This is a genomic window from Haloferax larsenii, assembly GCF_024730625.1.
Classification (GTDB): Archaea; Halobacteriota; Halobacteria; order Halobacteriales; family Haloferacaceae; genus Haloferax; species Haloferax larsenii.
Map to the genome: position 1 here is coordinate 274296 of NZ_CP078064.1, position 26826 is coordinate 301121.

General features: G+C 53.7%; 28 protein-coding genes and 3 pseudogenes. 14 read left to right on the forward strand and 17 right to left on the reverse strand.

Features of this window, described 5'->3' with window-relative positions; all coding sequences use genetic code 11:
* Positions 1 to 161: 161 nt before the first annotated feature.
* Together KU306_RS19085 and KU306_RS17160 are read left to right on the forward strand one after the other, a co-directional pair.
* Positions 162 to 632, forward strand: coding sequence for a redoxin domain-containing protein (locus KU306_RS19085; protein WP_425499549.1), 471 nt, complete (start codon positions 162 to 164; stop codon positions 630 to 632).
* Positions 633 to 760: 128 nt separating this feature from the next.
* Positions 761 to 913, forward strand: a complete 153-nt coding sequence (locus KU306_RS17160) for a hypothetical protein (protein ID WP_258303519.1) — start codon at positions 761 to 763, stop codon at positions 911 to 913.
* Positions 914 to 971: 58 nt separating this feature from the next.
* Here the strand turns inward: KU306_RS17160 and KU306_RS17165 are convergent, their stop codons facing one another.
* Complete coding sequence (locus KU306_RS17165) at positions 972 to 1277, reverse strand: putative quinol monooxygenase (protein WP_258303520.1); 306 nt, start codon at positions 1275 to 1277, stop codon at positions 972 to 974.
* Positions 1278 to 1840: 563 nt separating this feature from the next.
* Between KU306_RS17165 and KU306_RS17170 the strand changes: the two genes are divergently transcribed.
* Together KU306_RS17170 and KU306_RS17175 are read left to right on the forward strand one after the other, a co-directional pair.
* Complete coding sequence (locus tag KU306_RS17170; RefSeq protein ID WP_258303521.1) at positions 1841 to 2335, forward strand: hypothetical protein; 495 nt, start codon at positions 1841 to 1843, stop codon at positions 2333 to 2335.
* Between the two features lie 767 nt (positions 2336 to 3102).
* On the forward strand, positions 3103 to 3258 hold the full coding sequence (locus KU306_RS17175) for a hypothetical protein (protein WP_258303522.1): 156 nt from the start codon (positions 3103 to 3105) through the stop codon (positions 3256 to 3258).
* 44 nt (positions 3259 to 3302) lie between these two features.
* Here the strand turns inward: KU306_RS17175 and KU306_RS17180 are convergent, their stop codons facing one another.
* The 5 genes from KU306_RS17180 to KU306_RS17200 form a co-directional block, all read right to left on the reverse strand.
* Positions 3303 to 4247, reverse strand: a complete 945-nt coding sequence (locus tag KU306_RS17180) for a DUF3179 domain-containing protein (protein WP_258303523.1) — start codon at positions 4245 to 4247, stop codon at positions 3303 to 3305.
* A gap of 99 nt (positions 4248 to 4346) precedes the next feature.
* Positions 4347 to 4739, reverse strand: a complete 393-nt coding sequence (locus tag KU306_RS17185; RefSeq protein ID WP_258303667.1) for a winged helix-turn-helix transcriptional regulator — start codon at positions 4737 to 4739, stop codon at positions 4347 to 4349.
* Between the two features lie 109 nt (positions 4740 to 4848).
* Positions 4849 to 5028, reverse strand: coding sequence for a hypothetical protein (locus tag KU306_RS17190; RefSeq protein WP_258303524.1), 180 nt, complete (start codon positions 5026 to 5028; stop codon positions 4849 to 4851).
* Positions 5029 to 5209: 181 nt separating this feature from the next.
* Positions 5210 to 5599 carry a DsrE family protein gene (locus tag KU306_RS17195; protein WP_258303525.1) on the reverse strand — a complete coding sequence of 130 codons (390 nt, stop codon included), beginning with the start codon at positions 5597 to 5599 and terminating at the stop codon, positions 5210 to 5212.
* On the reverse strand, positions 5596 to 5787 hold the full coding sequence (locus KU306_RS17200; RefSeq protein WP_425499552.1) for a sulfurtransferase TusA family protein: 192 nt from the start codon (positions 5785 to 5787) through the stop codon (positions 5596 to 5598). The genes KU306_RS17195 and KU306_RS17200 overlap by 4 nt, the downstream gene beginning before the upstream one ends.
* Before the next feature lie 321 nt (positions 5788 to 6108).
* On the opposite strand from KU306_RS17200, the gene KU306_RS17205 reads away from it, so the two are divergent.
* Positions 6109 to 6600, forward strand: a complete 492-nt coding sequence (locus KU306_RS17205; protein WP_258303526.1) for a YeeE/YedE family protein — start codon at positions 6109 to 6111, stop codon at positions 6598 to 6600.
* Complete coding sequence (locus KU306_RS17210) at positions 6600 to 7070, forward strand: DUF6691 family protein (RefSeq protein WP_258303527.1); 471 nt, start codon at positions 6600 to 6602, stop codon at positions 7068 to 7070. The genes KU306_RS17205 and KU306_RS17210 overlap by 1 nt, the downstream gene beginning before the upstream one ends.
* Before the next feature lie 102 nt (positions 7071 to 7172).
* Here the strand turns inward: KU306_RS17210 and KU306_RS17215 are convergent, their stop codons facing one another.
* The 4 genes from KU306_RS17215 to KU306_RS17230 form a co-directional block, all read right to left on the reverse strand.
* Complete coding sequence (locus KU306_RS17215; RefSeq protein ID WP_258303528.1) at positions 7173 to 7946, reverse strand: DUF63 family protein; 774 nt, start codon at positions 7944 to 7946, stop codon at positions 7173 to 7175.
* 61 nt (positions 7947 to 8007) lie between these two features.
* Positions 8008 to 8247: a glutathione S-transferase N-terminal domain-containing protein gene (locus tag KU306_RS17220; RefSeq protein ID WP_258303529.1), complete on the reverse strand. Its 240-nt coding sequence runs from the start codon at positions 8245 to 8247 to the stop codon at positions 8008 to 8010.
* Between the two features lie 373 nt (positions 8248 to 8620).
* Positions 8621 to 9115: a PIN domain-containing protein gene (locus tag KU306_RS17225; protein WP_258303530.1), complete on the reverse strand. Its 495-nt coding sequence runs from the start codon at positions 9113 to 9115 to the stop codon at positions 8621 to 8623.
* The gene (locus KU306_RS17230) at positions 9116 to 9424 is read right to left on the reverse strand and encodes a ribbon-helix-helix protein, CopG family (RefSeq protein ID WP_004062141.1); all 309 of its coding nucleotides are present in this window, start codon (positions 9422 to 9424) and stop codon (positions 9116 to 9118) included.
* 208 nt (positions 9425 to 9632) lie between these two features.
* Here KU306_RS17230 and KU306_RS17235 point away from each other — a divergent pair, with 208 nt between their 5' ends.
* On the forward strand, positions 9633 to 9995 hold the full coding sequence (locus KU306_RS17235; protein ID WP_258303531.1) for a MarR family transcriptional regulator: 363 nt from the start codon (positions 9633 to 9635) through the stop codon (positions 9993 to 9995).
* Positions 9901 to 10331: pseudogene (locus KU306_RS19090) on the forward strand (hypothetical protein). The gene KU306_RS17235 and the pseudogene KU306_RS19090 overlap by 95 nt, the downstream one beginning before the upstream one ends.
* Positions 10332 to 10421: 90 nt before the next feature.
* On the opposite strand, the pseudogene KU306_RS17240 reads toward KU306_RS19090, so the two are convergent.
* Positions 10422 to 11752: pseudogene (locus tag KU306_RS17240) on the reverse strand (RNA-guided endonuclease TnpB family protein).
* Positions 11749 to 11904 (reverse strand): DUF2080 family transposase-associated protein, encoded by a 156-nt coding sequence (locus tag KU306_RS17245; RefSeq protein WP_258303532.1) that lies wholly within the window; start codon positions 11902 to 11904, stop codon positions 11749 to 11751. The pseudogene KU306_RS17240 and the gene KU306_RS17245 overlap by 4 nt, the downstream one beginning before the upstream one ends.
* A 53-nt stretch (positions 11905 to 11957) precedes the next feature.
* Here KU306_RS17245 and tnpA point away from each other — a divergent pair, with 53 nt between their 5' ends.
* From tnpA to KU306_RS17255, 3 genes and pseudogenes are all read left to right on the forward strand, one after another.
* Complete coding sequence (gene tnpA, locus KU306_RS17250; RefSeq protein WP_258303533.1) at positions 11958 to 12410, forward strand: IS200/IS605 family transposase; 453 nt, start codon at positions 11958 to 11960, stop codon at positions 12408 to 12410.
* A 1862-nt stretch (positions 12411 to 14272) separates the two neighbouring features.
* A pseudogene (locus KU306_RS19095) lies at positions 14273 to 14439 on the forward strand (DUF7389 domain-containing protein).
* A gap of 37 nt (positions 14440 to 14476) precedes the next feature.
* Entirely contained in the window at positions 14477 to 15136 is a 660-nt protein-coding gene (locus KU306_RS17255) for a helix-turn-helix domain-containing protein (RefSeq protein WP_258303534.1), read from the forward strand.
* Between the two features lie 857 nt (positions 15137 to 15993).
* On the opposite strand, the gene KU306_RS17260 is transcribed toward KU306_RS17255, so the two are convergent.
* Entirely contained in the window at positions 15994 to 16287 is a 294-nt protein-coding gene (locus KU306_RS17260; protein ID WP_258303535.1) for an AbrB/MazE/SpoVT family DNA-binding domain-containing protein, read from the reverse strand.
* 256 nt (positions 16288 to 16543) lie between these two features.
* Here KU306_RS17260 and KU306_RS17265 point away from each other — a divergent pair, with 256 nt between their 5' ends.
* Positions 16544 to 17467 carry a winged helix-turn-helix domain-containing protein gene (locus KU306_RS17265; protein WP_258303536.1) on the forward strand — a complete coding sequence of 308 codons (924 nt, stop codon included), beginning with the start codon at positions 16544 to 16546 and terminating at the stop codon, positions 17465 to 17467.
* A complete protein-coding gene (locus tag KU306_RS17270) occupies positions 17464 to 18276 on the forward strand; it encodes a DUF6036 family nucleotidyltransferase (protein ID WP_258303537.1) in 813 nt (270 codons plus the stop codon). Before KU306_RS17265 ends, KU306_RS17270 begins: the two co-directional genes overlap by 4 nt.
* 101 nt (positions 18277 to 18377) lie before the next feature.
* Here KU306_RS17270 and KU306_RS17275 read toward each other — a convergent pair whose 3' ends face one another.
* The 4 genes from KU306_RS17275 to KU306_RS17290 all read right to left on the reverse strand — a co-directional run bounded on the left by KU306_RS17275 (position 18378) and on the right by KU306_RS17290 (position 23470).
* A complete protein-coding gene (locus tag KU306_RS17275; protein WP_258303538.1) occupies positions 18378 to 19985 on the reverse strand; it encodes an ATP-binding protein in 1608 nt (535 codons plus the stop codon).
* A gap of 250 nt (positions 19986 to 20235) precedes the next feature.
* Positions 20236 to 20817, reverse strand: a complete 582-nt coding sequence (locus KU306_RS17280) for a hypothetical protein (RefSeq protein WP_258303539.1) — start codon at positions 20815 to 20817, stop codon at positions 20236 to 20238.
* A gap of 162 nt (positions 20818 to 20979) precedes the next feature.
* Positions 20980 to 22200, reverse strand: coding sequence for an RNA-guided endonuclease InsQ/TnpB family protein (locus KU306_RS17285; protein ID WP_309138758.1), 1221 nt, complete (start codon positions 22198 to 22200; stop codon positions 20980 to 20982).
* 205 nt (positions 22201 to 22405) lie between these two features.
* On the reverse strand, positions 22406 to 23470 hold the full coding sequence (locus KU306_RS17290) for a hypothetical protein (RefSeq protein ID WP_258303540.1): 1065 nt from the start codon (positions 23468 to 23470) through the stop codon (positions 22406 to 22408).
* Between KU306_RS17290 and KU306_RS17295 the strand changes: the two genes are divergently transcribed.
* Positions 23464 to 26748: a helicase C-terminal domain-containing protein gene (locus tag KU306_RS17295; RefSeq protein WP_258303541.1), complete on the forward strand. Its 3285-nt coding sequence runs from the start codon at positions 23464 to 23466 to the stop codon at positions 26746 to 26748. The two genes, KU306_RS17290 and KU306_RS17295, sit on opposite strands and share 7 nt — an antisense overlap.
* Positions 26749 to 26826 lie beyond the last annotated feature (78 nt).

Sequence of the window (26826 nt, forward strand, 5' to 3'; positions counted from 1 at the left end):
ATACTCGTGTCCGAATATCACGGTCGATATCGGCCATACTAACGTTTTGCAGGCGTGTAATTGGCTTACACAGTCGGTATTATATTTAATATCAGCCGGTGTTTCGGTTCGTAAAGACATAGTTGAATGAAATACACTCATCGTGAAGTGAGAGACTATACATGCTCCCCTTAGAATCCACGGCACCTGATTTCGAACTTCCAGGAACAGATGGCGATAACATAACCAGCTACCGGCTCTCAGATGCGCTCGAACACGGCGGTGCAGTGCTCGTATTCTACCCGTTCGACTTCCACCCGACGTGTACTGAAGACTTGTGCACACTTCGGGACTTCGGGTGGGTAGATATCCGGTCTGACGTCACTGTGTTCGGTATCTCTCCTGACTCCGTATTCAGTCATCGAGAGTATTACCAACTTCACGACTTCGATTTTGCTCTGCTTTCGGACTCTGACCGTCGCATTGCCTCACAGTACGACGTTTCTTTACAGCCAACCGAAGGGCACAGTCGAATACCTCGACGGACAGTGTTTGCAATCGACGAAACTAGACAAGTCCGATATCGGTGGGAAGCGACAGGCCCAGATAGCGAGTCCAATATCGAAGCTGTCGTCCGTGCGTTCGATAGATGATTCGGATAGTGTTCGTAGGGTGCCTCTGTGGCTCAGGTGCGACTCTCAACTGAGGGTTACTCGAGAGTAACTCAGTAACGAACCTCTCAGCGCATCTTCAATACACTCCGGAACCTTATTGCTCACATATGGCAGATGACCATAACCACGACCACGACCACGAACACGAGCACCAGCACGAACACGAGGAAGCCCACGAATGTGGAATGTGTGGAGCAACGTTCGACACCGATGAGGAGCTGAAAATTCACGCAAAAGAAGAACACGACATGGGTGCGTGACCCCGAATAGTAGTCACAACATCTACCGAGAGTGACGCCTTTTTGAAAACAAATCAGCTCAGAGTTCGAGAGCAGTCGCCGACTCGACTTCGAATTGAGTGACATCCGGTTCACCAGCTAACACCTCTGGGAGTGCAGATTCGAACGTCTCGAAGTGGTCCGTTTCCGCGTGTGCGGCGAACGCAGCCTCGTTTTCGTACTGTTCGATAAACCGGAAGACGTTCGAATCGTCGACGTCGGTCGCAACTCGATAGTCGATGATACCATCCTCGTCTCTCGAATGTTCTGCTAACTCACCAACCAATTCAAGCGCTTCTGTGCGTCTGTCTGGATCGATTGGGAATGTCGCATGTACAACGAGCATTACAGCGGTACATCGTCAGTACAGGACAAAAGCCCACCTCGACCGTGCAACCCGACCACAGTAGCGAACAGGGCCGGTTACCGTCGGCTCACCTTAGGTATATCTGGATAGCGGCCGTTCTACCTGGTGGCGAGTTTGCCCAGCTTCAGTACCGTTCCCCGTGCCAACGCTCCTCGGCCATTGAAGGTGGCAGACTCCCCAAAGGGCTGTACACGCGAACAGTACAGTCTTCCCGTCACACGAAGTGGGAAACATAACAGCACCGCACCAGCTTCAGAGACACCCCACATCACACAAATCCCTTGGTACTGGTGGTTCCCCACACTTCTATCCATTTTTATGCTCCGTTGATTCGTAATAGTGCAGTTCATTTTGGGTTGGCAAACAACCCGGAAAGCGCCGATTATAGTGAAGTGAACCATCTTTGCAGCGAATACAGAAAGCAACACAGAGCTCAAGCGAGAAAACAGGCCAGCCAGTTACCGACGGGTAACCGGCTTACTTATCACTCAAATAGTGATTTATTCCGACCGAAAAACAATAGCAACGACGGAGGACAACAGATGGAAGCGAGAACGACATCAGCAACCTCAGTCGATGGAGTACAGTCGAAGCAATGGCTTTCTGGAATCGTGGGAGGGTTCATCGGGAGTGTGATTTTCGGCCTCATGATGCAGTACGTGATGCCCCCACCGCTTCTCGAAATAGTGATTCCTGCAATGTATGGAATCGAAGGTCCAGCGCTACTCACCGGCTGGACAATCCACCAGTTCCACGGTGTCGTGCTTGGAATAGCCTACGTCGCGATCGTGCAGACCGATTTCCTCCAGACTAGTGCGTCCCGCATCGGCGGTGCGACACTTCTCGGTCTCGGATACGGAGTTGTCACGACTGTTTTACTCGCGGTGATCGTGATGCCACTGTGGCTCTCTGCTGTCGGGTTCCCCGCAGCCCCACCGTTCCCAAACGCTGCCATTCCAGGAACTATTGTCAGCCTCGTCGGACACATTCTCTACGCACTCCCAGTCGCTATCGGGTACGCTATCGTCACCGAGTAGGTCACCTCAAATCAACAGCTGAGTTTGACCCGTTCAAGAGACTACCCCTCTCACGAACGGAACTTTCACTGGAGTGCGACAAATCAGTTTTTTGTGCTGCACCGTTTCTCGATATCGGACGTACTCAGAGTAGGGAGTGTCGTCGTCGCCGACCATGGAAGATAACTTCTTCATTCAACACCATACATAAATGGTAGGAGGTTAGGTAATCTCGTGCACCACCGCGGTACCTTTACAAACATACGCCTGTTCGCCACGGTGGTTTCACAGAGAACAGACGAGAGAAACCACGACTTTCGTCATAGATTTCCGTCATTCATCCCTCTCACTGGTGCTCTCCGGCGATGTTGAACCCCGATATCGCATTGGAGGAACTGGACTCGTCACTGCACCAGAACAGTTCACCGGGCGTTCAATAGAGTTGCCAAAGCGAATTAGAACTAATTAATTCACCGTTCAACGTTCAATCGATGGATACCAACTGGTCTTCGACTCGTCTATACGGTGCGACAATCGCGCTCGTCTCCGGGTTCTACTCGATTGCAATGAGTCTCGATATGACATCAACCACCGACTCTGTGATGGCTCTCGTCGGTGTCATCGTGGTCCTGCATGGTGTCGCACTTCTCACACCGCTCGTCTCTCGAATCGGTCGTGCGGGAGGACCACTGATGCTCCTCTATTCGATCGTAATGCTCGGAAATCAAGCACTGATGAGCACTAACTCATCAACGATGGGCACAGGAATGAACACAGGGATGAACAGCATGAACTCAGGAATGAGTACGACGGGGGGGATGGGGTTCGATGCAGGGATGGTCGCTATCGCCCTCATCATGCTAGCAAGTGGCCTAATCATGACCTACGAGTCTTCTGTTGGCCAGACTTCCGACCAATCGATGCCGGATGGTCCGTCAATGTAGGAGGAGGATGTCAACAGGTTCGAGATTCTGACGTGCTCGCCTTACTATTTATAAAATGACTCTGCGCCGTGGTCGTCCTGCCACGCGAACGCGAAGAGTCGACGACTAGGGACACGCGTAAGGGAACAGCCATCGTCACTCTGACCGGATGCGGTTGTCCAGTGCGTGCCGTCACCAACTAGGCGTCCGTCGTCAGTCACGTCAAGGTCGAAGGGTGGGTTCTCGAATGCGTGTAGTCCGTCGTGTGTCGAAACCACGACGACTTCTCTATCGCCCACGGTTGTGACCACAATTCTACCTGCTTCTTCGATTCGTGGAAGTGGGAACCCGACTGCGTCGTTGCCACTCTCTATCCCTAAGACGACAGTCTTTGGATCGAGGTCTGTCCGGGTCCACTCTCGCTGCTGACCAGTGCCTCTGTGAGCACCCAGTCCGAATCCATCTGTCTCGAAATAGCCCTGATACGGATTAGTGCCGTAGTCTATCTCTGCGGGTTCGTCGGTTTTACTTGCAGCTTCACTCTTCGCCACCGTGGGCTGAAGGACGGTTCCGTCTGAGTACGCGTCTTCGAACTCAGCGTACGTCGTTAGCGACGCGGGAACAACAGACAACGATTCACCCTCGAGTTCACCACTGATACAGTTACCGAGAGACTGCTTCCATTCCGAGTCTGTCTCTCGGTCGTACATCACGAGGTCGTCGTCTGCAAGCTTCCCAGAGACACCGAAGGTGAGTGTCCGGTCACCAACTCGTCGTTCGTAGACGACTGCACTCCCACAGAGTGGACACCACGTCACAGCGAGTGGGATATCATCGACATCGTCGTTGACGACTTCGTGATAGTTGAGTATGCGGACAGGGTAGGCCTTTGCAGGTTCACCTTCGACTACGACCACCTCGTCTGTCCCGTCGCCAGCATAGTCAGTGTCGAACTCTGGGTCGTCGATGCTGGGAATCGCGTCCCGAGGGATGACTTGCCTAACGTTCATAGTTCACAGTGAGCCCCGGCGTCAGAAAAGTCATCTCTCTTTAGTTGTTCGTTTCGTCGGTTCTCCCAAGTGAACAGGGACAAGCCACAAAAAATCTAATCAGACGAGCGACGAGGACTTCTCGGACGGTTCAGTGAGGTGTTCGAGACCCCACTCTTGCATAGCGTAAATTATCTCCTCGAGTGATTCACCGTGAGGGGTGAGTGAGTACTGCACTCTGAACGGCTTCTCGCTGATGATTTCTCGGTCGACGAGTTGTTTCTCGCCGAGGTCTTCGAGACTATCGGAGAGAACTTTGCTCGAAATACCGTCCACGTTCTCCTTGAGTTCGTTAAATCCGCTCGGGCCGTGTTCGAGGAGGCGGTGGATTATTACTGGGTGCCACTTCTTACAGATGAGCGACGACGTCGTCGTCACTGGGCACCATTCTTTTCCAGCACACCATACTTCGAGCTTCCCAACCGGTTCTTCCGGCTCGGTATCATTTGACATAGTAGATGATTCGGTCTTCGAGAGCATAATAGTTACTCATAGAAACTAACTTACGAGTAGTTACTTACTGTTCCAAAATCACGAACGTACAGCAACAGCCCACGAAAAATCACACCATTGCATCAGCAGAGTCCCAGCGGGTACTCTGTATCCACCCATCCTCGGCCTGCTCGTCGTAGATGATTAATTCACCCTCAGCAGTTCGAACGTCCGAGTATCGGTCTAAGGACACCGCGTCAACGCCGAGCGAGGGGAATCGTGTGGTTTTGTCTTCGGTATCAAGCGTCATTGTGAGTCACCATCTGTTCGGGAAGTAACTTCCCTTACGATAGTAGATTACACTTGGTAACCCATAAGGATTCGTCAACCTATTCGTAACGTGGTTACCTGTTGGACACCTGATGTCGAGGATTTTCGCATGAGAGTCTCTCGACATTCGATATCACTGAATCTTGTTGGTGGCCTTCTCGCTAGAAGGTGAACACCTGATCAGCGTCGTCTACTGCTTCGAGGAAGGTTGCGGCCCCCGCGAACTTGGTCGTCACTTCGTCATCCATCGCCTCTTGGTCCCACTGGAGCATATCGAGTGTCGTCGTACATGCAACAGTTGTCACGCGTTCTCCTCCACTGTCTACGAACTGAGACAGCAGATCGTACGGGTTTGGCATCCCAGCGTCTAGCAACGCTTCGATTTCAGAGAGGTCTTTCTCACCTTCCATCAGATGGGTCAGCCCGTCGAATGTGAAGTACACGAGTACCTCCATATCGGTCGCGAGTGCAGTGAGGCCGAGATTCGTGGCCATCGCGAGATTCTTCGGACTGTCATCAGAGACGATTATCCCAATTTTATCCATTGTCATTGCTCCGTTTTTCGGATGTAGTGTGTGTACACGCCATCTCCCTCTACTTGTGAGAGGAGTTCGACACCATCGGTGCTGTCAGCCCATCCAAAGAGATCACTCATACTCCCCGGATCGGTCGCGGTGACCTCGAGAATGCTATCGACACCGAGTCCCCCAGTGGCTTGTTTGGTTTTGACGACGGGCATCGGACAGTTTAGTCCGGAGACATCAAGGCGTTCTGTAACATCGTGGTCGGCTATAGTGTTGGACACAAATCCCAATACTGATGGTATTAATAAAAACCCACAGTCGAGCGTTCAGGGAGAGTGCACACCCGAACAGAGTATATATTCGTGCTTAGCCGATACTGGGTCATGAGCGTCCAATATCGGTCGGATATTGGGCAGTCGATAATTGACTGTTCGAGTGTCCGAAGTGAGCGCCGGGAGATGCAAAATGACAACTACTGAGTCTATATCTAACGCGACCCGCAGCGACACCAACTCACCGCTGAGAGGACTCTGAATATGTTCGACGTCACACTTCTGCAGACAGTGGAGTTGTTCCCTCGAGGAACAACCCACTACTTCGTTGGTGGACTCGCTATCGGTCTCGGCGTCGCGATAATCTACCTCAGTACAGCGATTACTGCAGGTAACAGTACGTTTCTCGAGACATCCCTTTCGTACGTTTCGGACCTGCCACGGTTCAACACGCCAAATTACGTCGGTTCACGTGACTGGCGCGTCGCACTCACGCTGAGTACTATCGCCGGAGCAGCGCTCTACGAACTTGTTCTCGACCCAGGCATCTGGGTGACTGAAGTACAGTGGTGGCGGTTACTCGGTGGCGGTATTCTCGTCGGCATCGGGACTAGACTTGGAAAGGGGTGTACTATGGGCCACGGGGTCTGTGGGCTCGGGTCTGGGTCTCGTGTGTCGCTCATCAACGTGGTTACGTTCGTCGGAGTTGCGATAGTGACTGCACTACTCGTCGAGACGACCGGGGTGTTCCCCTGATGAGCGATTCGAACCGTCACCCACTGTTCATTCCTCTAATTGTCCTCGGTGGGCTCGTCGAAGGCTTCGGGCTCGCTTACAGCCAGATGGCTCGTCCAGAGATCGTGCTAAGTTTCCTCCAATTAGACGACCTCGGCCTCCTGCTCGTAATGTTTGGCGCAGCACTCGTTATCGCGATTGCGATTTTCATCGGGACTGCTTTCCTCGACAGAGCACCCCTCACTGGAGATCGGTACACGCGTCGCATGAAATCGATGGACAAATACGTCATCATCGGAGGTACCATCTTCGGAGTCGGTTGGGGAGTCTCAGGAATGTGTCCGGGCGCGTGTTACGCGAGTCTCGGGATTGGTAATTACCAGATTCTCTGGGGAATCGCAGGGATGTTCATCGGAGCATATGCTCAGGGGTACTGGCGTGCACTCCGGTCGAAGAACGCCGAGGGCGGAGTCGCTTTAGCGAACGATTGAGTCGAGATTGGGTGGTTCCCCGACTTCACCGAGGGAGATTGTCTGTTAGGGTATAGTTTTTCAAAATGATTCACAACTCTCCGGTCGTAGCGGGTGAACTCCTCATCGAACGCTAAAGACGAAGGCGAATAGATTGTGGACGGCCGGAACCAGCCCGGCACCCGTTGCGATGACGAGAAATGCAGTGGTATCCAGCCGGGGTCCAACTGTGTCATCAGTAAGTAACGAGACGACAGCAACTGCTACCGCAGTCTTGATGAGGAGAAACAGGCCAACTCCTGGGACACCAACCGAATCACCGATGTGAATGATGGATGCGGAAATCGGATTCTGCTCAGACATTCCGAGTCGTTCCAGACCCACGGCTGTCGTCGTCGCGTCGAGTACGTGAGCGAAGAGCACGGCCGCACCGAGCCATCGCTGGTCATGTCTGTTATGGGCGAACACGAATTGTGTGACGAGCGCGGCGACACCAACTGCCAGGACGACTGCGACGCTGTTCCAGAACAGTACTCGTGTCGAAAACTCGCCCACAGTGAGTAGACTTAGACCCCCGACGACACCCGCCGCAACCACACCGAAGACCGCAGTCCATCGTGGACGGTTCTCGACTCCGAGACCGTCGAAGACGAGCCAGAGCGCAGTGATGAGTGCACCTGTCGACAGGTAGATTGTCAGACTCCAGAGAGACGGCCCAGACGACCCGACGGAACGTGTCGAACGAACTACGGCGACGCCCACACCGACGATAGCGAACCACGGGACCACCGCAGTGATTACCGCCGGAGACACGGAGACATCCCGCTGCTGAAGACAGTACCACAGTCCGGTGAAGATGAGTGCGACGAGAATGAATACAAGTGACGACAGGGTCATTTACGATGCTCCAAGGAGCGCTCTCCACGACAGACTCGTTCGACTGAACAAAGGGGTCACGTCAGTTGTACGTCTCTTCGAGATAGTCGATAATATCGTCGCTTTCTGCCATCCCATCAATACCGTGTTCCGGGTCGACAAGAACGGGAACTCCAGATTGACCACTGACGGATTTCACTTCGAAACGAAGGAAACGAAACGGTAAGACGTTGTGTCGCTCGTACTCGAGGCCGAGCTCGTTGAGCTTCCGCTCGACCTTCGCACAGTACGGACAACCGGGAAGACGATAGAGTTCTAACATCGGGTATTCGGTCGACAGTATACGTCTTCGGGATAAGAAGCCGTCGCGGGTTCGAGACGAATTTGCACAGTCCCTCATATTGTTCCAGCACCCAGATAGCGTCAGTACGGTCCTACTCGTGATTGAGGGGCAGTTCTCAGCATAACCGCTGATATTCGAACAACACACGCCATTGCTTCCGGAGAAACGAAGTCAGAATGCAGATAACTCGCCATCAGATTTTATCTAAGCTCGAGATCGTCTTTGAGAAGGCCCGCACACATCTACTCTCCGAGGATGTGTCGACACACAGTTTCAGAGGATGGACTAGTTCCGTACCAATCATCTTGTAGCAGTAGAGTCAGAAGGAGAGTTTGAGAAGAGGTGCCTTACTTTAGGTACCTTCGAGGAGCTGTCGAGCGTACCGGTAGATCGGCGCACCGAGCCAATCACGTCCTTCTGCCATTGCCTCGAAGGTGACTCTTGCTTCCTCCTCGCTGAGGGCATCGCGCTTGACCAGCGCCCGGAGAACGATCGGAGATAGCGCAACTTCTGCACTCACTAGTTTTCGAAGTTCAGGAAGAGCTCTGTAGTCGTCGGTAATCAAGAACGCTGCATCCACCTCACGGACTGCAGCTACGCAGCTGGCTTCACCATCGTCGATTCGGCTCGTCACAAACTCACCACCAGCGACAGCAACAACGGTGAACTCGTCGGCCGTATCGAGGACGGCATTGGCGGCTTTGCCATGGTGGTCATCGTACTCAGCAGTTCTTTGAAGTTCCTCAAGAACTGCCTCTGTGGTTGCGACGTCAAACTCGGTGACGAAGACGTCGAGAACTTCGCCGACTGAAAGAGAGATGAATGCGCTCGTGTCTACAACGAGCATTTAGAGGTCTGCGAGTTTGTCTGCGAGTTCTTCACCACGATCAAGTACCTCTTTCGAAGCGCGGACGGCTTCGGCATCCTGTCGCCCGATAATCTCGGCCAGTTTCTCGAACTCGATGTGGTTATTCAGATACAGTTCGACAACAGCCTCACGGAAACTCTCATCAGACTCTTTCTCTTCGAGATACTGTCGGAGTGCTTCGATGAGAATCTCCGTTCGGTTTTTGTGAGTGACTTCGGCAGCGATGTCCGCGTGTGCTACTAACTCTTCGGGCAGTCGGAAGTTAACCCGTTTCGTGCTCATGTACATACAGTGTATGTACGTATTCAAAACTTTGTCGGCCTGCTCGTCGCTTGGTCACCCTCGCAAAGCCCCCTCAGATATCGTCAGAAGATTTGGAGTCCAGTTCTGTAAGGAGCGAAACAGAGTTGACAGTTCTCACCACACCCGCTGCTATCCGAACAAGCGCTGGTGCTATAACCCAATACACTCAATACAATTTAATATTTGATACACCATGCCCATCAGCGCTGATCGGTTCGAGACAATTGACGATGGCAACGATAGTCCAAGTCCAGGGACAAACGCCTACAAAATTCTCTCATTCTTAGAGCAGAATGCTGACCAAGCCTTCACACAAGGCGAGATTGTCGAGCGGACATCTGTCAAATCTGGGTCGGTTGGCCCGACTCTCGTCAGGCTTAGAGAACGAGGTCGTGTCGAGCATCGAGGTAAGTACTGGCGAGTTAGTGACCACGTCTTGATCCTTGATGCTGCAGCCAACCATGCTGCTGCAACTGCAGCTAGTCGCGAAGAAGAACCATCCGAGTACGACGAATGGCAAGAACACGCCGTTGACCCACGAGAACAGCGTGACTGATACACTCGATTCAAGAAAGGCGACGTATTCTGGGCACCGGATCCATTCCGGCGTGGGTCAAACCCACGGATCTGGTTAATTCTTGCCGCTAGCTCACTTCCGTACCCTGAAGAAGAGTATATGTGTGTAGCTCTGACGACGAGTAATATTCCGCGGAACTTCGAACTTGGAGATAGCTGGGTTAGTGGTAAAGACCCAAGCAAGACCTCGTATTGCTCCCCATGGGTCGTCGCTACAATCAAACATGATACAGTCGTCAACCCACAGAGACAAGTGGCTGAATCATTTGCCAACGAGATGATTGCAGGGTGTAAGCGGTATCTCGGCCCACAGTGAACTGCCTCGGGGTCAAGTGGTTCGAGACGCGAAGCGTCTCGTCATCACGGAAATCAAAGATTTCCGTACGACCCCGAGGCTTCCCGTGGATTAGTCGGATACCCCCACTCGACCATCGGCCTGATAGCCTCGAACGGTCGGTTGGGTCACGGTCGGGGCGTCCACAGCCCCCGATGCCTGCCGTCTCAAAGTCACAGAGTGACTTTGCGGGCTGCACAAGAGCGCAGCTCTTGTGAACGTCGCACCTTCCGAACAACGGGAAGGCTGTTGAGAGCAGGCACATTCCAATCGAGTTTCTTGATGCCTTTCACGGCGATGTTGACGCTTGCACCACGGTCGCTGTGGTCTTGATGCTCACAAGACTTGCACTTGAACCGCTTCTTGTTGCGGTTCGCTCGCTCTGTGTGTCCGCACATCGGACACCGTTGGCTCGTGTACGCGGGGTCAATCCACGCAGTCGGGATGCCCTCGAACGACGCCTTGTACGACGTATAGAACTGGAGGGCACGGAACGGGAGGTGGTGCAAGCGTCGATTCATCCGCGTACCGTAGTCGATACTGTTGCGCATCTCTTTGAGGTCTTCAAAGACGATACACGGTTTCTCGAACTGCTGGCTCCACTCCACGATGTGACGGCTCACCTTGTGGAATCGGTCACGGACGAACCGTTCCTCACGCCCTTCCAACGTATCGTGGATGCTGTCCTTCCCCGCGTTCTGCACGCGCTTTCGCATCGTGAAGTAACGGTGGCGCTCGAACTTGATTTCAGGGAATTCGATGACCAACGTATCCTCAACGCCACCCTCGGAGAGCGCGGTGAGAGCCACGTTGTCCTCGTTCACGTCCACACCGACGACCGTCTGCGAGTCCTGCTTGTCACGGACAGTTTGCTCGGTGTTGGTGACGTTGACGTGCAACTCAGGGTTGTCGTTGTGGAAAAGAGCTTCTGCCGTCCCAATCTTCCACTCGTCGCTTTCGAGTGCGGTTTTGAGAATATTGAGGTGGGCGTCACTCCCTTTGAGGACGCCCTTGACGTGCTTGTACGGCTTTGCACTGATTCGGAACGCCACGTCGCCATCGTCGGTGAGCGACAGGTTGTACCCCTCCGTGAAGTTCGCTCGGAGCGGGTACGCACCGTCCTTGGTGTGACTCGGCTGGTTGAAGTCGTCGTACTCGTAGTAGTTCTCCATCGCGCCGAGTGCCTTCGCAACAACGCGCTGTGTCGTGTTCTTCACGAGGTTGGCGTCGTCGGCTACTCGGTCGGGAATCACATCCCAGTCCACGCCTTCTTTGGCGAGGCGGATGGTTTCGTTGTACACCGAGCGGGATTCGAGTGTGGCGTCGTACAACAGGCTCTCGTTGTCACTCTGGATGTCGAGTTGGAAGTCTAGCGTCTTGACGAGGGCCTGCGCGTCGGTCATTCTTCGTCTTGTTCGGTGGGTTCTGTGGTTCGGACGACTTTCACGTCGGCTCCACGCCAGCGTTTGGGGACGGTGACGTGGGCGCTGTTCCCGAACGGTTTGACTTCACCGTCGAGAACTTCCTCGCCGTCGATTTTAAAGTGATTCGCCATATCTGTGTATATCCCTTGGATATACCTGACTGTGTTGGTGGAGTGGGTACGATATGGGCGAGAAGCGGTCGAACCACACGGTGTACAACGTCAACTACCACTTCGTGTGGTGTCCCAAGTACCGACACGCCATCCTCGAACCAATCGAGAACTCGTTGGAAGCGAGTTTCCGCGACGTATGCGACGAGTACGGCTACGAGATACTGTCGTCGTCCGAAAATCTCCGATTTTCGCGATCACGAGAGACGAAGTCTCTCGAACGACTCCACATCTCACCCGACCACGTACACCTGTTCCTGTCAGCCCACCCGAAGCACGCACCGAGCGAGATTGCACGGACGGTCAAGAGCATCACGGCGCGGGAGATGTGGGAACAACACGAGTCGTACTTGGAGGAGTATCTGTGGGGCGGTGGGTTCTGGGAACAATCGTACTACATCGGAACGGCTGGTCAGGTATCCAGCGAGACGATTGAACAGTATATCGAACGTACAGAACACGTTTGAGTGTCGGCTTCACCCTCGGGGTCAAGCCCCGAGGCACTCGCCTCGCTTTCTCTGTAGAGTGGACCTCCGAGTGCTCGTACCATCCACCCAGTCTCGAGCCCTTCTGCGCTGTGGGCAGTAAGTGAATTTGTATTCTCTCCTATCCAATAATACCAGTGGACCTCGATAGACCTCACTGTTTTCGGAGGAAAATTTCCGGCACTCAGCCGATTAATCCAAGCGGTTCAATCTCGTCGCTGAGGACCTGAATCGCCTCACGTGCAAAGTCCATCCCCAAGCACACCAAAGTTCCCAACGTCAAACCCAAAGGGACGTCCAAGTCGTTCAACTCTCGTTCACCTCTCCGCTAGACACTCTCCGTGTTTGAACAGTCGAAACTTGACCACTCGGAGCAACCAATGCGGTTACCTCAACCACACCAACTATCACATTTCGTATATTTGCAGCAGACCTGCCACTTCTAATTACAGTACGGAGGTATGGTTCGATATTTTTCTAATCAACTCGATAATCACGCCACAGTGGTGCGATTGATGGGGTTCATAATCACTCCCCGAAATTGGCGCTGAATTCTCCGTAATTACACTACGGCATCGAGATACGGCCAGTCGGTGATCACATCGCTAATTACAGTACGTCCCCCGAGTTCAGGGATGTTGTAATCAAACTGCTCCAGCAGAGGTTGCCACTACAACTGGACTTCGACCGGTAGCTAATTACTGGACGGCGGTTGGTTTGACACCACTAGTAATTACTCACCTAATCACGGTACGGGGTTGTGATTTGAGGGGTTCGTAATCAGCCACGTTCTCAGCGACAATCACACCGGTAATTACCATGCGGCGTGGTGATTCGCATTCTCTGTGATTACTCTTGATCCCACCGGCCCAATTTCCTAATCACAACACGGGGACGCGGTTCGGGGGATCTGTAATCAGGACAAACCACCGCACGATTCTCCCTGATTAGGCTATTACGGTGCGATAGGTCTTTAGGGATCCTCTAACATGGTCGAGAATCGCTCCTGATTAGGCTCGACAGTTTACACAAATAGGCCCAAGGGAAGAGCCTACACAGGGGTAGTCACGTAGTGGGGGGTTCAGGCGGAGCCGAGGGGAGGCAGGGATCAAGTGGAGAGCATCGAAAGGAATTACTACCAGACTTCTTACAGGTATGAAGGACAAGAGGTGATCTGCGGGGACGGCACGACAGTATCAACGACGACCAGACATGAGCGACATCAGCGGTTGCGGCGACGGGGGTCAGGAGCGAGACACAGGAGGGGAGCTCGGGATGGGACGCGATGGGATGGAAATCGGGGTTGCGTTTCATCTCGCAGACGAGCTATAACGACAATTTCGTCGCCCCTGTCTACAACTTGGACGGCGGCAGTCAGCTCATCACTGTCAATAAGACCAACATCTTTCGCTCGTGAGATACTCACGAGTGCTGATGACCCAGTTGAAGTCACAGACAGACGGTCCAGCGCAATTATCGCCCCTTTATCAGGTATGCTGAATCCTGCCGAATATGGGCATCAAAAGTCCGTTGGCAAATCTGAATCACTGACTATCGGTCAATGCTGCCGATACCGAAGAAGGGCCCCCATTGCGAGTGAGGGGGGTGTCTGCGAGTGTACCCTCTTCTGCGAGTGAGGCAGTGGCTACAGTATAAAAACACCCCCATTGCGAGTGAGGGGGGTATCTGCAAGTGTACCCCCCTTCTGCGAGTGAGAAATAACACACCCATGCAGAATCGATTCCTCTGAAAACCGGTTTTGTGACATCCCCGGACTAAACTCTGGGCTCACCGAGTTCATTTGTCTAGTTTGGATAATTACTACTCACCGTTTGTGAGTTCAAATGGAGCGAACAGAGTACGTCGAGTGCACTGATGTTGGGGTCTCGCTGACCGTGAAGCTCAAGTACGGAACTAGGACACGAGATGAAGACCAGATCAAAGCCAGGAGAAAGCGAAAGCGCTGGAAGACGCTCGCCAAATCCAGCCAGCAGACCTACACGAAGAGTGATTCTTTTGTCTGTTGCACAGAATTGTGTAATCATAGGATGTACGAAGTGTGCGGTGAGAAGGAACTCAAGGTCATTCTCGCGCTTGACCCAGGTGATTCCATCTCGGGCGTCGCACGGAAAATCGATGAAAACCGGGAGACGATCCGACGCGTCGTGAATCGCCTCGAAGAGGCGGGATACGTCGTGCACGACGATGGTCTCCGGCTCGTCGACCAGACAGTCCGAGACGCCGGTCTCGAGTTCCTGACGGCGGCAGTAGACATCTCACCGCCGTCGATTTCGGAGGCGTACGTCCTCCCGGAGTTCGCGGGTATGGAGTATGCATTCACTGCCATCGATGCGGTCTACGTCTGGACCCTCGGTGGCTACCAAGTTGCTCGCAACCCAGATGACTATCCGCTGTTCATCGCCGTCCACGAATCCGAACTCGACGCTTGGACGGAGTTCTTCGATCGGTTCGGAATCCCGGCTTCGGAAGAGCGCCAACCCACAGAAGATCTCGACAGCACCAACCAAATCGTTCTGAAGCCACAGTCACAAATCGATGCCGAGATGGTCGACGGACGGCCCGCCATCCCACTCGAAGAAACTGTGGCGTTCGCAAACGAACACTACGCAACCTTCCAGTCAGCGCTCGACATGCTCGACCGCATGTACGACAGCGTCGACACTGACGCGAACTACCGTCCAAACTGACCTGGAGTTCTGACAAGGAATTTCTCCGACCAAGAGGGGCCTAGCCGCTGTTTGCTGTCGCCTTGAGAGAGCGGAGGCGGACAAAAGTGAGCGACTCGTTGAATTCATCCATCGAACCAGATCGTCTCACACCGGAACAGCGTCTTGAACCGCCAAAACATTCGACCCATCAATGCTGGTATCGCGACGATTCACGACATTGAGACAGTCTGAGCCTGCATCGCCTACGAAAACGTGAACCAGCAGCGCGTCTAGATTCTCCGCTAACCTGAACGGAGAGTGCAAAAAACCGCTCACAAGAGGAGTGAACTAGCTCGTAATCGTCGTTTTTCCAAAGACTCCATTAGGTAGAGATACGATCCAGATAAGCGATTGTCCAGATATCAACCTCCGGCATCAGACAGCATTTGGAAACGGTGACCCCTCCCCGGCGTAAACGCCGGGGCTTCCCACACGGTGGGAATGCCAGTTAGTCGTCGCCAGAGTCACGGCATGGCTCTGGCTGGCCCGAAGATCACCAGTCTGTCGAACGTCACCAGAACTGGTGGTTCGGGTTGGTTTACGAGACTCATGGAAATGCCAGTCTGGGCCTTAGTTGGTACGCCCTCTATCTCGCATCCAATATGTGTCTTGACGGGTCAAACGTGGCGCCGTGGCTGTCCTGCAGGCCCGCCCCGAGGTTGATCAGTTACGGAGGCTCAGACACGAGAGGTGGGACGAATGAATCTGTTTTTCGTCCTTACAATTACAGTCGTAGCCCTGTAACTGTCTATCCGGAAATAATGCTCAGCGAGCCTGAATGCAACAGGTAGTAGAATGGTTCGCTACTATCTCCGAATCGCGTCGCATGTCACCGCTCACTCCGCGGATTCGTCATCCGTGTGTTGGGCTGCACCGCGTCGAATTGCGTCTCTGTGCTTCTTCGCAATTGGCGACACATCACTACGTGGCACTGGGCCGCTCCGCCCGGTCTCCGGTTCTTCGATCAGCGCCTCCATGCGGTCGATAATCTGTTGTGGGGGAACTTCGGGCTCGATAATCATCTTCCCGTCTGCTTCGGAAATCGTCACTTCTGTTCCAGGTGTCAGCCCAAGTCGGTCGCGGATCGACTGTGGCAGGACAATTCGACCGAGTGAATCCACCGTGACCATGGTCTGTCTCAGGACCGAACAGCAATGGATATTTTGTCTCTGTCATCCCGACCCCGCAAGCGCCGCGGGCACGAGGAGCGCAGCGGGGTTCCCGCGAGCGGAGCGAACGGGTGCAAGCGAGACGTAGTCTCGCGTGGTCACGGGATACAGAGCAGCCAAGCGTTTTCATCCAGTCTGCTCGCGTCCTCGACAGAGTCCGCTCTGTGTTGCAAAATACCGAAGCGATTTATATATTGGTTCGCTAGTATGCAACAGTATGCTCACAGAAGGCGAAGTTCGCGCCCTCACTGCCCTCCACGGTGAGCAGACGGTCTCTGAGCTCGCAACGAATCTCGATCGGAGTCTCAGCTACACCTCAGAGCTCGTCGAACGGCTCGAAACAGCAGGCCTTGTCGAGACACGCCGACAGGGGAAAACAAAGCGGATTCGACTGTCGGACGCAAAGGCCCTCGAATTACTCACGGACCTCACGCAGCAGTATTCACACATCGACTGGTCGGAGCTGTTGTCAGGGGCAGCCCTCCGTGTGTGCTACTATCTCAACACTCCACGGACAGCGACAGAGCTCGCACGTCGCGCCGATGTCCACCGAAGTACCGTTCACCGTACGGTTGCCCCGCTTCAGCATCGCGGACTCGTCTACCAAACCGACGACGGGGCGTACGCACTGAATGACGGGTTCGAACAGCTGAATGCAGTCGCTCGTGAGCTTGCCCATCACGTCCACCGCCAGACTGTCGAAGCACAGGCCGACACCTACACGATTCTGTGGGAATCTCTCGACGAGTTCCTTGTGCAGACGCCGACTGAAATCACCGACGAACACTTCATCCCGACAGGTCCAGACCAGTTTCAGCGATACGGCCTCCCGCTGTTGGCACGTGACCGTCGGTACTACCTCTATTCGGAGACGACAGGCGATCTCTCCCCGGAGATGTTGTGCTGCCATATGCTCGTGATTGATTCCGGCCCACGAACGCAGTCATACTGCCTGCTCCTGCTCAGTCACGTCGACATCAACCACGACGAACTCCGAGCCCAAGCCACTAAGTACGGCGTCGACGACGTCGTCGACGACCTCTACACGTATCTCGACACCAGCGGTGCCCAGCGGACGTCGCGACTCCCCGAGTGGGAGGACTTCCAGGAACTGGCTGAGGAGTACGAGGTGACGCTATGAGGGCGCGATTTGATAGCGCATACATTCGCTCAGAACTCGAGCGCATCGGCCAGCAGCTGGACAACCCACTTACTGTCTTCTTGATTGGCGGTGGGTCGATGGCCTTTCGCGGACTCAAGGAGACGACCAAAGATATCGACCTCATCGTCTCCTCCGGCGACGATCTGAGTCAGCTCCAGGCAGTGCTCCTCGAACTGGGATACGATATCGTCCGAGAGCCGGACGAAGAGTACGAAGAACTCGGTGCCCAGCGCATCCTCGAGAACGATGACGGATGTCGCATCGACGTTTTCAACCAGCAGGTGATCGGCAAGCTGATCCTGTCTCCAGGTATCCGTGAGCGGAGCGAACGCTATCTCGACCCGGGGAATCTCGTGGTCGAGCTCGTGAGTCCAGAAGACATCTTCCTGTTCAAAGCGGTTGCCGGTCGGGTGGACGATATCGAGGATATGTTCTCGCTGATGCAGACCGGCCTCGAATTCGACGTCGTCGAAGCAGAACTCGAGATGCAGGTCGAACTCTTGGAGCAAGAGCTGTTCGTGACGTACGTCAACGAAGCGTTGACCGATCTCACGGAACAACACAACGTGACGACACCGTTGCACGACCCCGTGGCGGAGATCACTGAGCGCGTCTACGAGGAGCTCGAAGTGCTGCACGCGCTTGACGAACCGAACTCGGTGGCTGACCTACAACAGGAGCTCGACTGGCCTGCAGCAGACGTACAGGAGATTGTGAGCCGATTGGAAGAGAAAGACGCCGTCGCCGTAATCGGTGGACGCGTAGAACGTCGCTCAACGACGATCTGACCCTAAGGATGAAGTGAGGCCCTAGGTCTTTGCTGAACTCCCCAGATTATCCATCCCGAATAATACCCAGTCACCGAGAAGAAATTCTAGGGGCGAGGACATCAGGCTTCAGTTCTGTTAGCAGCGACCTCGCGGTAGGCCTGCTTAACATCTGCCCACTTGAGGCGACTCGCAGTACGCTCTGCTGCAACGAGTTTAGCTTGGTTACTGAGTGCAGTCAGTTCAGCACCGGACCATCCGCTAGTCTTCTCTGCGAGGTGGTCAATGTGTTTCTGATTGAGATTATGGGGGACTTCGAGGACGGTCAGTTCGATAATCTCCTTCCGAGCGTCCAAATCAGGGAGGCCGATCTCAAATTCACTGTCAACCCGACCGGGGCGAAGGATTGCTTCGTCCATCCCGTCTCGCTGATTCGTGGTAAGCAAGATCAAGAAATCCTGTTCTTCCTTGGTGAGCGCCGACAGGAACATGTTGGTGACTTTTTGATCTTCAGCGTGCGCGTTCCTCGCGCTCGACCGGTCGCCGAGTAACTGTTCTGCTTCGTCGATGAAGACGACCCCGCCGATCTGCTGGGCTTCAGCAAATAGCTGCTTGATCAGCTGTGGACTCTTGTTGATGTGTTCGTGCGTCAGGTCAGCCTGCGAAAGCTCGACGAACGGTCGGTCGAGCGCGTTTGCAAGAGCACGGGCAAACAGCGTCTTCCCAGTCCCCGGTGGACCATGGAACAGGAGACCCCGAGCAGGTTCGACATCAAACCGCCTGTAGCTCTCGTTGTCAGATTGAAGCGGGTTGATGACTTGGCTTGTGAGTTCCTCCTTGGTGTCGTGATACCCACCGATATCGGCAAATCGGAGCTCTGGCGATTCCTCCCAAGGGAACATGAATTCTTCAACACTCTGGTCGTCTTCTTCCTCATCACTGGCCATGTTAGGGTTGTCGAGAGGTGAGTCATTCTCGTCACCATCTGTTGGGGATTCATCTGTTTCTGAATCGCCCAGGTTTGCACCCTGAATCACGTCGGTGTCTCCATTCTCATCCGCAGCAGATTTTTTAGATCGACGTTTCTTGGACTTCTCAGAGAGCTCGATGCTGTGTTCTAACTTGTTACTGCTAGACTTTTGCTTGGAAGACGTTTCGCTGCCGGACGGTTTACTTGAGCTCGGGTTAGATCCACTTCCCGATGTCCAGCTAGAACTCTTCGATTGCTTCTGGCTGGATTTTCTACCTCTGTGAGATCCAGTTTTGCGGTAGGGGTGGCGATCTAGCTTGATTGACGGTTCCGGTTCACGGAGTCCAGAGGTGATGAGTACCCACTGAACCGGGTGGCCTTTCCATTCGGTAAGAACTGTTGCTAAGGCCATAACAACACCAACAACTGTGAACGTTAGTATCTCTCCGCTACCAGTGACCCACTCAACCGCAGTGTAGCCATTACTCATGCCGTGGATAACGACTACCATTCCCCCGATCGCCCCAGCGACAACGCCGGAGTGAACAGATTCCCAGGCATTCACGTTCAGGTGGAGGAGAGAGCTGATCAAGACAAATCCCAGTAGAAGTGCAGGGCTGTTCGTTAAGGCGGCGAACACAGTGAGGAGCGTCAATTGAACAGCAGTTCTCCAGTATGGTGGGTACATAAATTCCTTGTCGTAGAGGAGCCACGTGTAGCACATCCACAGGTACACGATAGTGAACAGTATGAGAATCATGTTGTTATCCTCGTTGAGTCCGATTGAACAGGTCTACACTCTCTACTCGAACCGCAGGGGAGAGCACGTTGAGGGTAGCGCGTTGGGCTTTCATCTGTTCTTAGTACTGATTATTTGTTTACTGTTATAAACTTCCGCCTCTGAGCAGAATCTCTGAGAACATACCAACTCGAATATATTGTGGATGAAAGCACTCTCGTCAAGAGAGGTCAAACAAACAGGTCAATGGGACAAGAGTAAGCTGTTGCTTTCACACAGAATCCATATAGGACTCAATAACGTTAGAAGCCTTTTCGTCCGTGAGACTGTACATTCCTACGACTGCATCAACTAGTTCACTTCTCGGTTTTTTCTTGAACTCATTCGATAACCAGTCTAGGGCAGGACGAAGATATTCGGTTGTTTGGTCAACTGACAATCCATCTGGAACATAGTACTGTACTTCGTACCCACGGATTTCTCGGAAGGTTGCTGGTCTTCCAACATCCTCGGGGAGGATTTCTCCAGAGTCTAATTCAGCACGGAACACTCGAGGTTCTTCAATGACAACAGTAGGGTATTCGTGTTGGATTGCGTCGATGGCATCGAAATCAAGAGGTCCATCGCCCACTGCAGCAACCATGTTTACGTACAAACTCCGAACCGGAACAGACCAACCTTCGCTGGTCAAAATACCATGGCGTCGATATACCCTGTCTTTTCCCGGTCTCCTATCACCAAGCTCAAACCTATACAAGCCGAGCATTTTGTCTGGTGGGTCTGTTGATTCTGGGACGTTGTGGTCATCAAAAAATTTGGGCCGAGGAAGTTGGCTAGCTTCATCTTGGTCCATACTTCTCAATTATACAAAATTTGGTATAAACAAACCGCCGGAATTCTCGTTTTGTGATAACGACAGTTGGGTTCGAAGCCCACAATACGTGGATATACCTGAGACACACAGACGTCAACTGCCTCGGGGTCAAGCCCCGAGGCTTGTCAGTGGACTCCCGCTCTAACTGCGTAGTGCAGTAGGTCGGAATCGACCGTTCGCGTTCAACGTCCCTGACTTCAAAGCCAGTTGACTCGTGGCTCGTCCAGCACCAGACTTGAGCCAGTGCTGAACAAGACGCCCCCCGATGTTCCGAGCGGCGTTATAATCGCTATGCAACTGCTTCCCGCACTTCAGACACTCAAACTCATCTCCATCACGATTGTCCTCGTGCGTGAACCCGCATTCCGAGTGGCTGCACCGCTGACTCGTGTACTGCGGTTTCACATCGTCCACGTCGATACCGTGTTCTTCGGCTTTGTATTCGGCGTGACGTTGCAGTTCTCTGAACGCCCACTGCTGGAACTTCGAGGCGTTCGAGATACGCTTGCGAATATGCTTCAGGTTCTCGAACGCAATCGCCGTACAACCGTTTTCAACGGCTTCTCGAACGATTGCTTTGGAGATTCGATGCAGATAGTCAGCGCTCCATCGAGCGAATCGTGACCCGATGCTCTTGATCGTGAGGTGTGCCGACCGAGTGCCTGTCTGTTGTAGTTTTCCACGCCGACGCTCGTATTCGTCTCGTCGGTGGTTGAGGTAGTCGGCGTTGCCGAGGAATGCTCCCGTACTGGTAACGGCGAGGTATCCGTCCACGTTGAGGTCGACACCGAGAACCACTCCGTTCTCGGATTCTTCATCGCAAGAAGGTTCTACGTCTTTCTTCACGGCGACGTGGAGGTAGTACGTTCCGTCACGTTTGTGGAGCGTTGCTTCGGCTTTCCCCCATTCGTCAGTCCAGTAGTCCTCGAACGGCGTTCCTTTCTCGTTGACGGGCGTGACGTATTCAGCGGTCACGCGCTTGTCGGTTGTGGCGAGAGATACGTGGTCGTCGTTGTATGTGATGGTTCGACCGTTGTACACGACAACACTTCCTCGGAACTCGGGCTTGCTTGCGCGTTCACCGTTGAACTTACGGTCTTTGCAGTTGCCGAGTGCGGTGGCCGCGAGGTTTCTCGCGGATTGGACGAGACTGGATTGTAGGGAGAGTTCGTCACGAACGTCGGAATACGTCTCTTTGTGGAGTGTGTTCTTGGTGTCCGTGATGTTGTAGGGGTTGTCGTCCCATCCGTGGTCTGCGACGTGTTGGGCCGCTTGTCGGAACTGCTCGAACGTCTCATCGAGGACTTCAGCGTCCTCGTGGGAAACGTCGAGTTTGACTTGGATGTTCCGAACAACCTCTATACTTCATTAGCATGGAGAGAGATACTTAAACCTACATCTTGGGGTGGGAGTCGGGCTTGCTATCGAGCGTGGTTTGAGGAGGGTAGTGTCAGCTTCCTCCCCGAGGTCAAGCCTCGGGGTATCCGTCTTGAATCTGTCCAATTCTTCCCTGAAGACTGACTCCACAACAGTGAAGGAGTGGCTTAGGACCTGATCTCGAGGTAGTTTATTCAAGCATGTCTTCGTTTTCGAGTCGCCGCATCACTTGCTCGTGTTGTTGTTCAGCGGCATCTTCAGGGGTATAGCGGTCACCGCCTGTGTAATCGCTGTCTTCCCACGGCTTGTCAGGGTCAACACCGACTGGGGGCGTGTCATCGTGAGTGGTGTCACACGTGAGGCAGGTCCAGAGTGCGGCACCATCAACGTGGGTCGAAGGGTGGCCACCATCATATCCGTCGAAAACATGCTGTGTTGCCTCACTACAGTTCGGGCAGGTTCGGTTTCGAACTGTTTTGTCGGTGGTGTTGTGCTTGCGGTCGTAGAGGACTGCAGGAACTACCCAGTAGTCATGACTCTTACAGTGTGGTTGCTCGTCGAAGTCTGCCAGTTGGTCCCTATTGACGAGTCCGTCACCAGTCTCAGTGAAGATGTGCGGGTTGCTATCCGAAAGAGATGAATCAGTTACATCGCGTGACTGTTCGACAGAGAGTGTCGTCTCCCAGTCGGTCTTATCAACTGCAGTCTCGAAAAGTCGCTGCCCATCGTTAGAGTCCAGTGGAACTGCGTCGGGGATGCTACCCCACCCAGCGGTCAGTATTCGGGCAGGGTCATCGAGGTCGTAGAACAGTTCATAGCTGCTACGCGACTTGTGGCCTCCGTCTCGAAGGCGGAACGATGAACTTCCGATGGCGATCGCATGGTAGCGATTCGATGCCGGGATGACGGCGATTGCAGTCTTCGAAATCGACCACTCGTAGTCGGTGGGAGCAGCTACTCGCGGCGATGTCTCGCGGTGGCCGACACAGCGAGCGCGCGTCGGTGGTATCGACGCGGCACAGACCTCACAGCTCGCTGGGCCGGTCTCGACGTCGTAGTTCACAAATTGCCACCCATGCTGATGATACTGTCTCCCGGTGTGATTTGGTCCGCCTGCTGTGCCTGGGAGTCCCTCTCGTGGAACCCGACCTTCGTCGTCCATCAGGTTCCCATAGAGTCGGCTCGTATTTATGTTATGGACATAATATGTCCGAATAGAGTATACGTATTGATATTGAACCAATTCCAATGCCACCGAGTGATGACCACGATATTGGTGACTCACCCCCAGTTCCCTCATGGGTCTCTGACGGGGAGACGGCTACCCCAGACATTATCAACGTTGATTCGAAGCAGGATTCAGCAGAATCGTCTCACTCACTGACCAGAGGTGTGAGTCCAGTCACTGTTTCTGACCTCGACAGAACATGGACACCCTACTTTCGCTACGAGTCTGTCTACCAAGACCAGATTGATGCAGTTGATACGTTCCTTGAACTCCTCTCTGAAAACGGCTATTACGTTTTTGAGGGTGCGTGTGGAACAGGGAAGACGTTGGCAGCCGTCACTGGCGGGATTCACGCAATCCGCGACCAGTCGACACTGACGGAGACCCTTGACAACGTTTCTGGAGACTTTCCAGACTACTCACGACTGTTCGTGGTTACGCCACTCAAACAGCAACTCCACCAGTTCGTCCGAGAAATGAAGGGTATCAATGCGTCCCTTCCTGAAGCTAAAGCTCCCGTCTCAACGGTCGTGATAAGGGGTCGAACCGACATGATGCCGTATGCGTACGTCGACCTTCCGCCGTTTGATAGACACGGTGTCGGTGAGAAGATGGACGACCTCAGGGAGATGACGCGAAAGCTCATCAAGTTCGATAGCGACATCCCATTGGACTGGCCGGAGGACATGTCGCCACCAGACTTCTCAAAGGTGGATTACAATTGGGACGAAGCTAGCTTAACAGCAGAAGATCACCGTGAACAGTTTCGATACGACCCCGCTCGAGCAGAGGCAGTCACCCGAATTGTCAATGACATGGATCCAAGAGGCGATGGCAGTTTCGACCGCCTAACAGTCAATGGTGTTGAGACACCATATCCAGACCTTGTTCCTCATACGAACGACGTCGTCGATACAGACGTACTTCAGCGACGAGGGACGGGGCAACTTCCAGTTGACCTGCAAGGTAAGTTCGACCCGTTCTATGCTGGTGCGTTCAAGAAGGGAGGCTTGCCGTTTGACTTCCATCATGCGGACAACCACGTATTCGACCAAGAGACACTTTTCCAGACTGCGGCCTCGCGCGGTATCTGTCCACACGAGGCAATGGAGATGCTGGCAGAGCGGGCGGAAGTCGTTCTCGGGAATTACTACCACCTCTTCGACCCCCAAACCAGACTACTGACCGACGATAAAATTGGTCTACTGGACTCGGAAACTATCGTTGCCGTCGACGAGGGTCATCAGATTGAGGAGCGGGTCCGTGATATGCTCTCGATGTCTCTGGATATCTACACACTTGACCGGGCGATTAACGACCTCGAGATTGCACGAAACTACGCTGTTGGCGACCTCGCAAAGACGCCAACACCGAATCTCGGTACTAGCGACGCAAGAACGGCCGAATCACTGGCTGATAGCGCACTCGGGACGGCCGGCAGCTACTCTGTGACTCCCGAGGACCTTGCTGAGGTTGAACAGCTGCTCCGATTCGCCAAGCAAAAACTGACTGCTTACGGTTCAGACGCGGTGAGCGAGCGCTATCAGGACCACTCGTGGCAGGAAGCTGTCGAACGGTGGGGTGCAGACCCTATTGATAGCGCTCTCTGTGACCCGGAGAGTGATGACCCTGACAAGTTCCTTTCAGACGCTGTCGCTAAGGATAACTTCGATACGCGTTCGTTCCTCAAGGTCTATCCAGCGATGTTGGGTGTGAAGTTCGTGTTCGAGGCACTCGAAGAAGCAGGTATTCACGACCGAACACCACAGGGGGTAGAGGTCGGGAAATTCTTCAAGCGTTGGGCTGCTGAGAGTACTGTTGAGTATTACCGTGAGGTCGTCCTCGACGACAGACAAAAGGAAACTATTCCGGCGGAGTTCCCCGACTGGGTGAAGGCGTGGACTCCAAAATTCCAGCTGTTTAACTGCATCCCGCGAGATGAGCTTCGGGCAGTCTTCGGAGAACTAGGAGGGGGCGTCCTCATGAGTGCGACCCTCCAACCCGAGGAAGTCTTTACTGAAGCGGTCGGCATCAACGACATCCCGTATCCCAAAGAGGATGAAGAAGACGATGATAATGGTGGGGAGAGGGAAGTTGTGGCGAAGCCTTCTGCAGGAGGACAATCTGGCGACTCTGACGTCCGTCCAACTGCGTTTGAGCAGTACCCGCTGCGGTTTCCTGAGGAGAACCGGGCGTCCCTTATCGCTGACCTTCCGAAATTCACGAGTCGGAATCGGGGGAAGCGAACGACCAACCCGCGCCAGATGAAGCCAGTCCGTAAGCAGTACGCTGATCTTCTCGAAGAAGTGGTAGCCAGTCGTGGGAATATCCTGGTCGCGATGCCGAACTACCGGGAAGCGAAGTGGGCCCATGACTATCTCAAGAAGCGTGGGTCATCCAAGCGGTTCCACCTCGACCAGTCGAGTTCAGCGTTGGAAACTGATGAGACTCTGGAATCGTTCTTTGCTGATGGCGACGCCGTCATCTTCACCAGTGCGCGCAGCACGATCACGGAAGGCGTCGACTACGACGGCGAGAAGTTGCACGGGTGCGTAGTCGTTGGTATTCCACTTGTTCCGGTGATCCCGGACAAAATCACACGCACTGATGCCGTTATCGAGGCGTATGATGAGTGGATCGGTGCTGGGTCTGGGTTTGAGACAGCCTTGACGATTCCGGCTGTTTGGAAAGTCCGTCAGGCGTTCGGACGTGTGATTCGGGGGACAGATGAGGCTGGCTTCCGACTTCTTGCTGACGAACGCTATGGGTCGACAGATTGGGACGGGGTGAATGAATATCTCTCCGAGCAAGAAAGGGAAGAGTTCCAGTCTGCAAGCCCTGAGTTCATCAGCCAGATGCTCTCGACGTTTTGGGACGACGTGGATGAACGGGAACGAAAGCGAGAGCAGGAGGGTGAGCAAAATGAGACCGATATGGAGACGACGACGGAGACCGTGTCGTCGAACGATGACAAGACTCAGAACTCTGCAGTGACGACAGCATCGAGCGGGGTCAATCAAGAATCATCGACCAAAGTAACAGCAACAAGCGACGTCTCGGAAACGTACTCGAAAATCTACTTCGGTGATGGTTCAAATCTATCCAACTGGACGCCTATCAGGACCGACATCGCCGAGAACGAAATCATCCCCCTCGTGCGTGAGCACACGGTTGATGAAGAGAGTGGCACGGAGTATATTCAGCTCAACTTCGCGAAAGAACTCTCAGTTAGTGGTTGGACAAAAGTCGATGCAGAGATTGTCCATGCGAAAATTGAGCCGATAGCAAAAAGGGCAAGAAAGTAGCAAATCGGGGAGTTCCCCATCCACTGTGAGCAACGGTGTGATGCAGATACGATCGGATGTTCGTCTCTGGGACTGTCG

What these genes read in the sequence shown, in the direction of transcription:
- KU306_RS19085 (WP_425499549.1), top strand. Translation starts at nt 162, where the DNA reads ATGCTCCCCTTAGAATCCACGGCACCTGATTTCGAACTTCCAGGAACA.
- KU306_RS17160 (WP_258303519.1), top strand. Translation starts at nt 761, where the DNA reads ATGGCAGATGACCATAACCACGACCACGACCACGAACACGAGCACCAG.
- KU306_RS17165 (WP_258303520.1), bottom strand. Translation starts at nt 1,277, where the DNA reads ATGCTCGTTGTACATGCGACATTCCCAATCGATCCAGACAGACGCACA.
- KU306_RS17170 (WP_258303521.1), top strand. Translation starts at nt 1,841, where the DNA reads ATGGAAGCGAGAACGACATCAGCAACCTCAGTCGATGGAGTACAGTCG.
- KU306_RS17175 (WP_258303522.1), top strand. Translation starts at nt 3,103, where the DNA reads ATGAACTCAGGAATGAGTACGACGGGGGGGATGGGGTTCGATGCAGGG.
- KU306_RS17180 (WP_258303523.1), bottom strand. Translation starts at nt 4,247, where the DNA reads ATGAACGTTAGGCAAGTCATCCCTCGGGACGCGATTCCCAGCATCGAC.
- KU306_RS17185 (WP_258303667.1), bottom strand. Translation starts at nt 4,739, where the DNA reads ATGTCAAATGATACCGAGCCGGAAGAACCGGTTGGGAAGCTCGAAGTA.
- KU306_RS17190 (WP_258303524.1), bottom strand. Translation starts at nt 5,028, where the DNA reads ATGACGCTTGATACCGAAGACAAAACCACACGATTCCCCTCGCTCGGC.
- KU306_RS17195 (WP_258303525.1), bottom strand. Translation starts at nt 5,599, where the DNA reads ATGACAATGGATAAAATTGGGATAATCGTCTCTGATGACAGTCCGAAG.
- KU306_RS17200 (WP_425499552.1), bottom strand. Translation starts at nt 5,787, where the DNA reads ATGCCCGTCGTCAAAACCAAACAAGCCACTGGGGGACTCGGTGTCGAT.
- KU306_RS17205 (WP_258303526.1), top strand. Translation starts at nt 6,109, where the DNA reads ATGTTCGACGTCACACTTCTGCAGACAGTGGAGTTGTTCCCTCGAGGA.
- KU306_RS17210 (WP_258303527.1), top strand. Translation starts at nt 6,600, where the DNA reads ATGAGCGATTCGAACCGTCACCCACTGTTCATTCCTCTAATTGTCCTC.
- KU306_RS17215 (WP_258303528.1), bottom strand. Translation starts at nt 7,946, where the DNA reads ATGACCCTGTCGTCACTTGTATTCATTCTCGTCGCACTCATCTTCACC.
- KU306_RS17220 (WP_258303529.1), bottom strand. Translation starts at nt 8,247, where the DNA reads ATGTTAGAACTCTATCGTCTTCCCGGTTGTCCGTACTGTGCGAAGGTC.
- KU306_RS17225 (WP_258303530.1), bottom strand. Translation starts at nt 9,115, where the DNA reads ATGCTCGTTGTAGACACGAGCGCATTCATCTCTCTTTCAGTCGGCGAA.
- KU306_RS17230 (WP_004062141.1), bottom strand. Translation starts at nt 9,424, where the DNA reads ATGTACATGAGCACGAAACGGGTTAACTTCCGACTGCCCGAAGAGTTA.
- KU306_RS17235 (WP_258303531.1), top strand. Translation starts at nt 9,633, where the DNA reads ATGCCCATCAGCGCTGATCGGTTCGAGACAATTGACGATGGCAACGAT.
- KU306_RS17245 (WP_258303532.1), bottom strand. Translation starts at nt 11,904, where the DNA reads ATGGCGAATCACTTTAAAATCGACGGCGAGGAAGTTCTCGACGGTGAA.
- tnpA (WP_258303533.1), top strand. Translation starts at nt 11,958, where the DNA reads ATGGGCGAGAAGCGGTCGAACCACACGGTGTACAACGTCAACTACCAC.
- KU306_RS17255 (WP_258303534.1), top strand. Translation starts at nt 14,477, where the DNA reads ATGTACGAAGTGTGCGGTGAGAAGGAACTCAAGGTCATTCTCGCGCTT.
- KU306_RS17260 (WP_258303535.1), bottom strand. Translation starts at nt 16,287, where the DNA reads ATGGTCACGGTGGATTCACTCGGTCGAATTGTCCTGCCACAGTCGATC.
- KU306_RS17265 (WP_258303536.1), top strand. Translation starts at nt 16,544, where the DNA reads ATGCTCACAGAAGGCGAAGTTCGCGCCCTCACTGCCCTCCACGGTGAG.
- KU306_RS17270 (WP_258303537.1), top strand. Translation starts at nt 17,464, where the DNA reads ATGAGGGCGCGATTTGATAGCGCATACATTCGCTCAGAACTCGAGCGC.
- KU306_RS17275 (WP_258303538.1), bottom strand. Translation starts at nt 19,985, where the DNA reads ATGATTCTCATACTGTTCACTATCGTGTACCTGTGGATGTGCTACACG.
- KU306_RS17280 (WP_258303539.1), bottom strand. Translation starts at nt 20,817, where the DNA reads ATGGACCAAGATGAAGCTAGCCAACTTCCTCGGCCCAAATTTTTTGAT.
- KU306_RS17295 (WP_258303541.1), top strand. Translation starts at nt 23,464, where the DNA reads ATGCCACCGAGTGATGACCACGATATTGGTGACTCACCCCCAGTTCCC.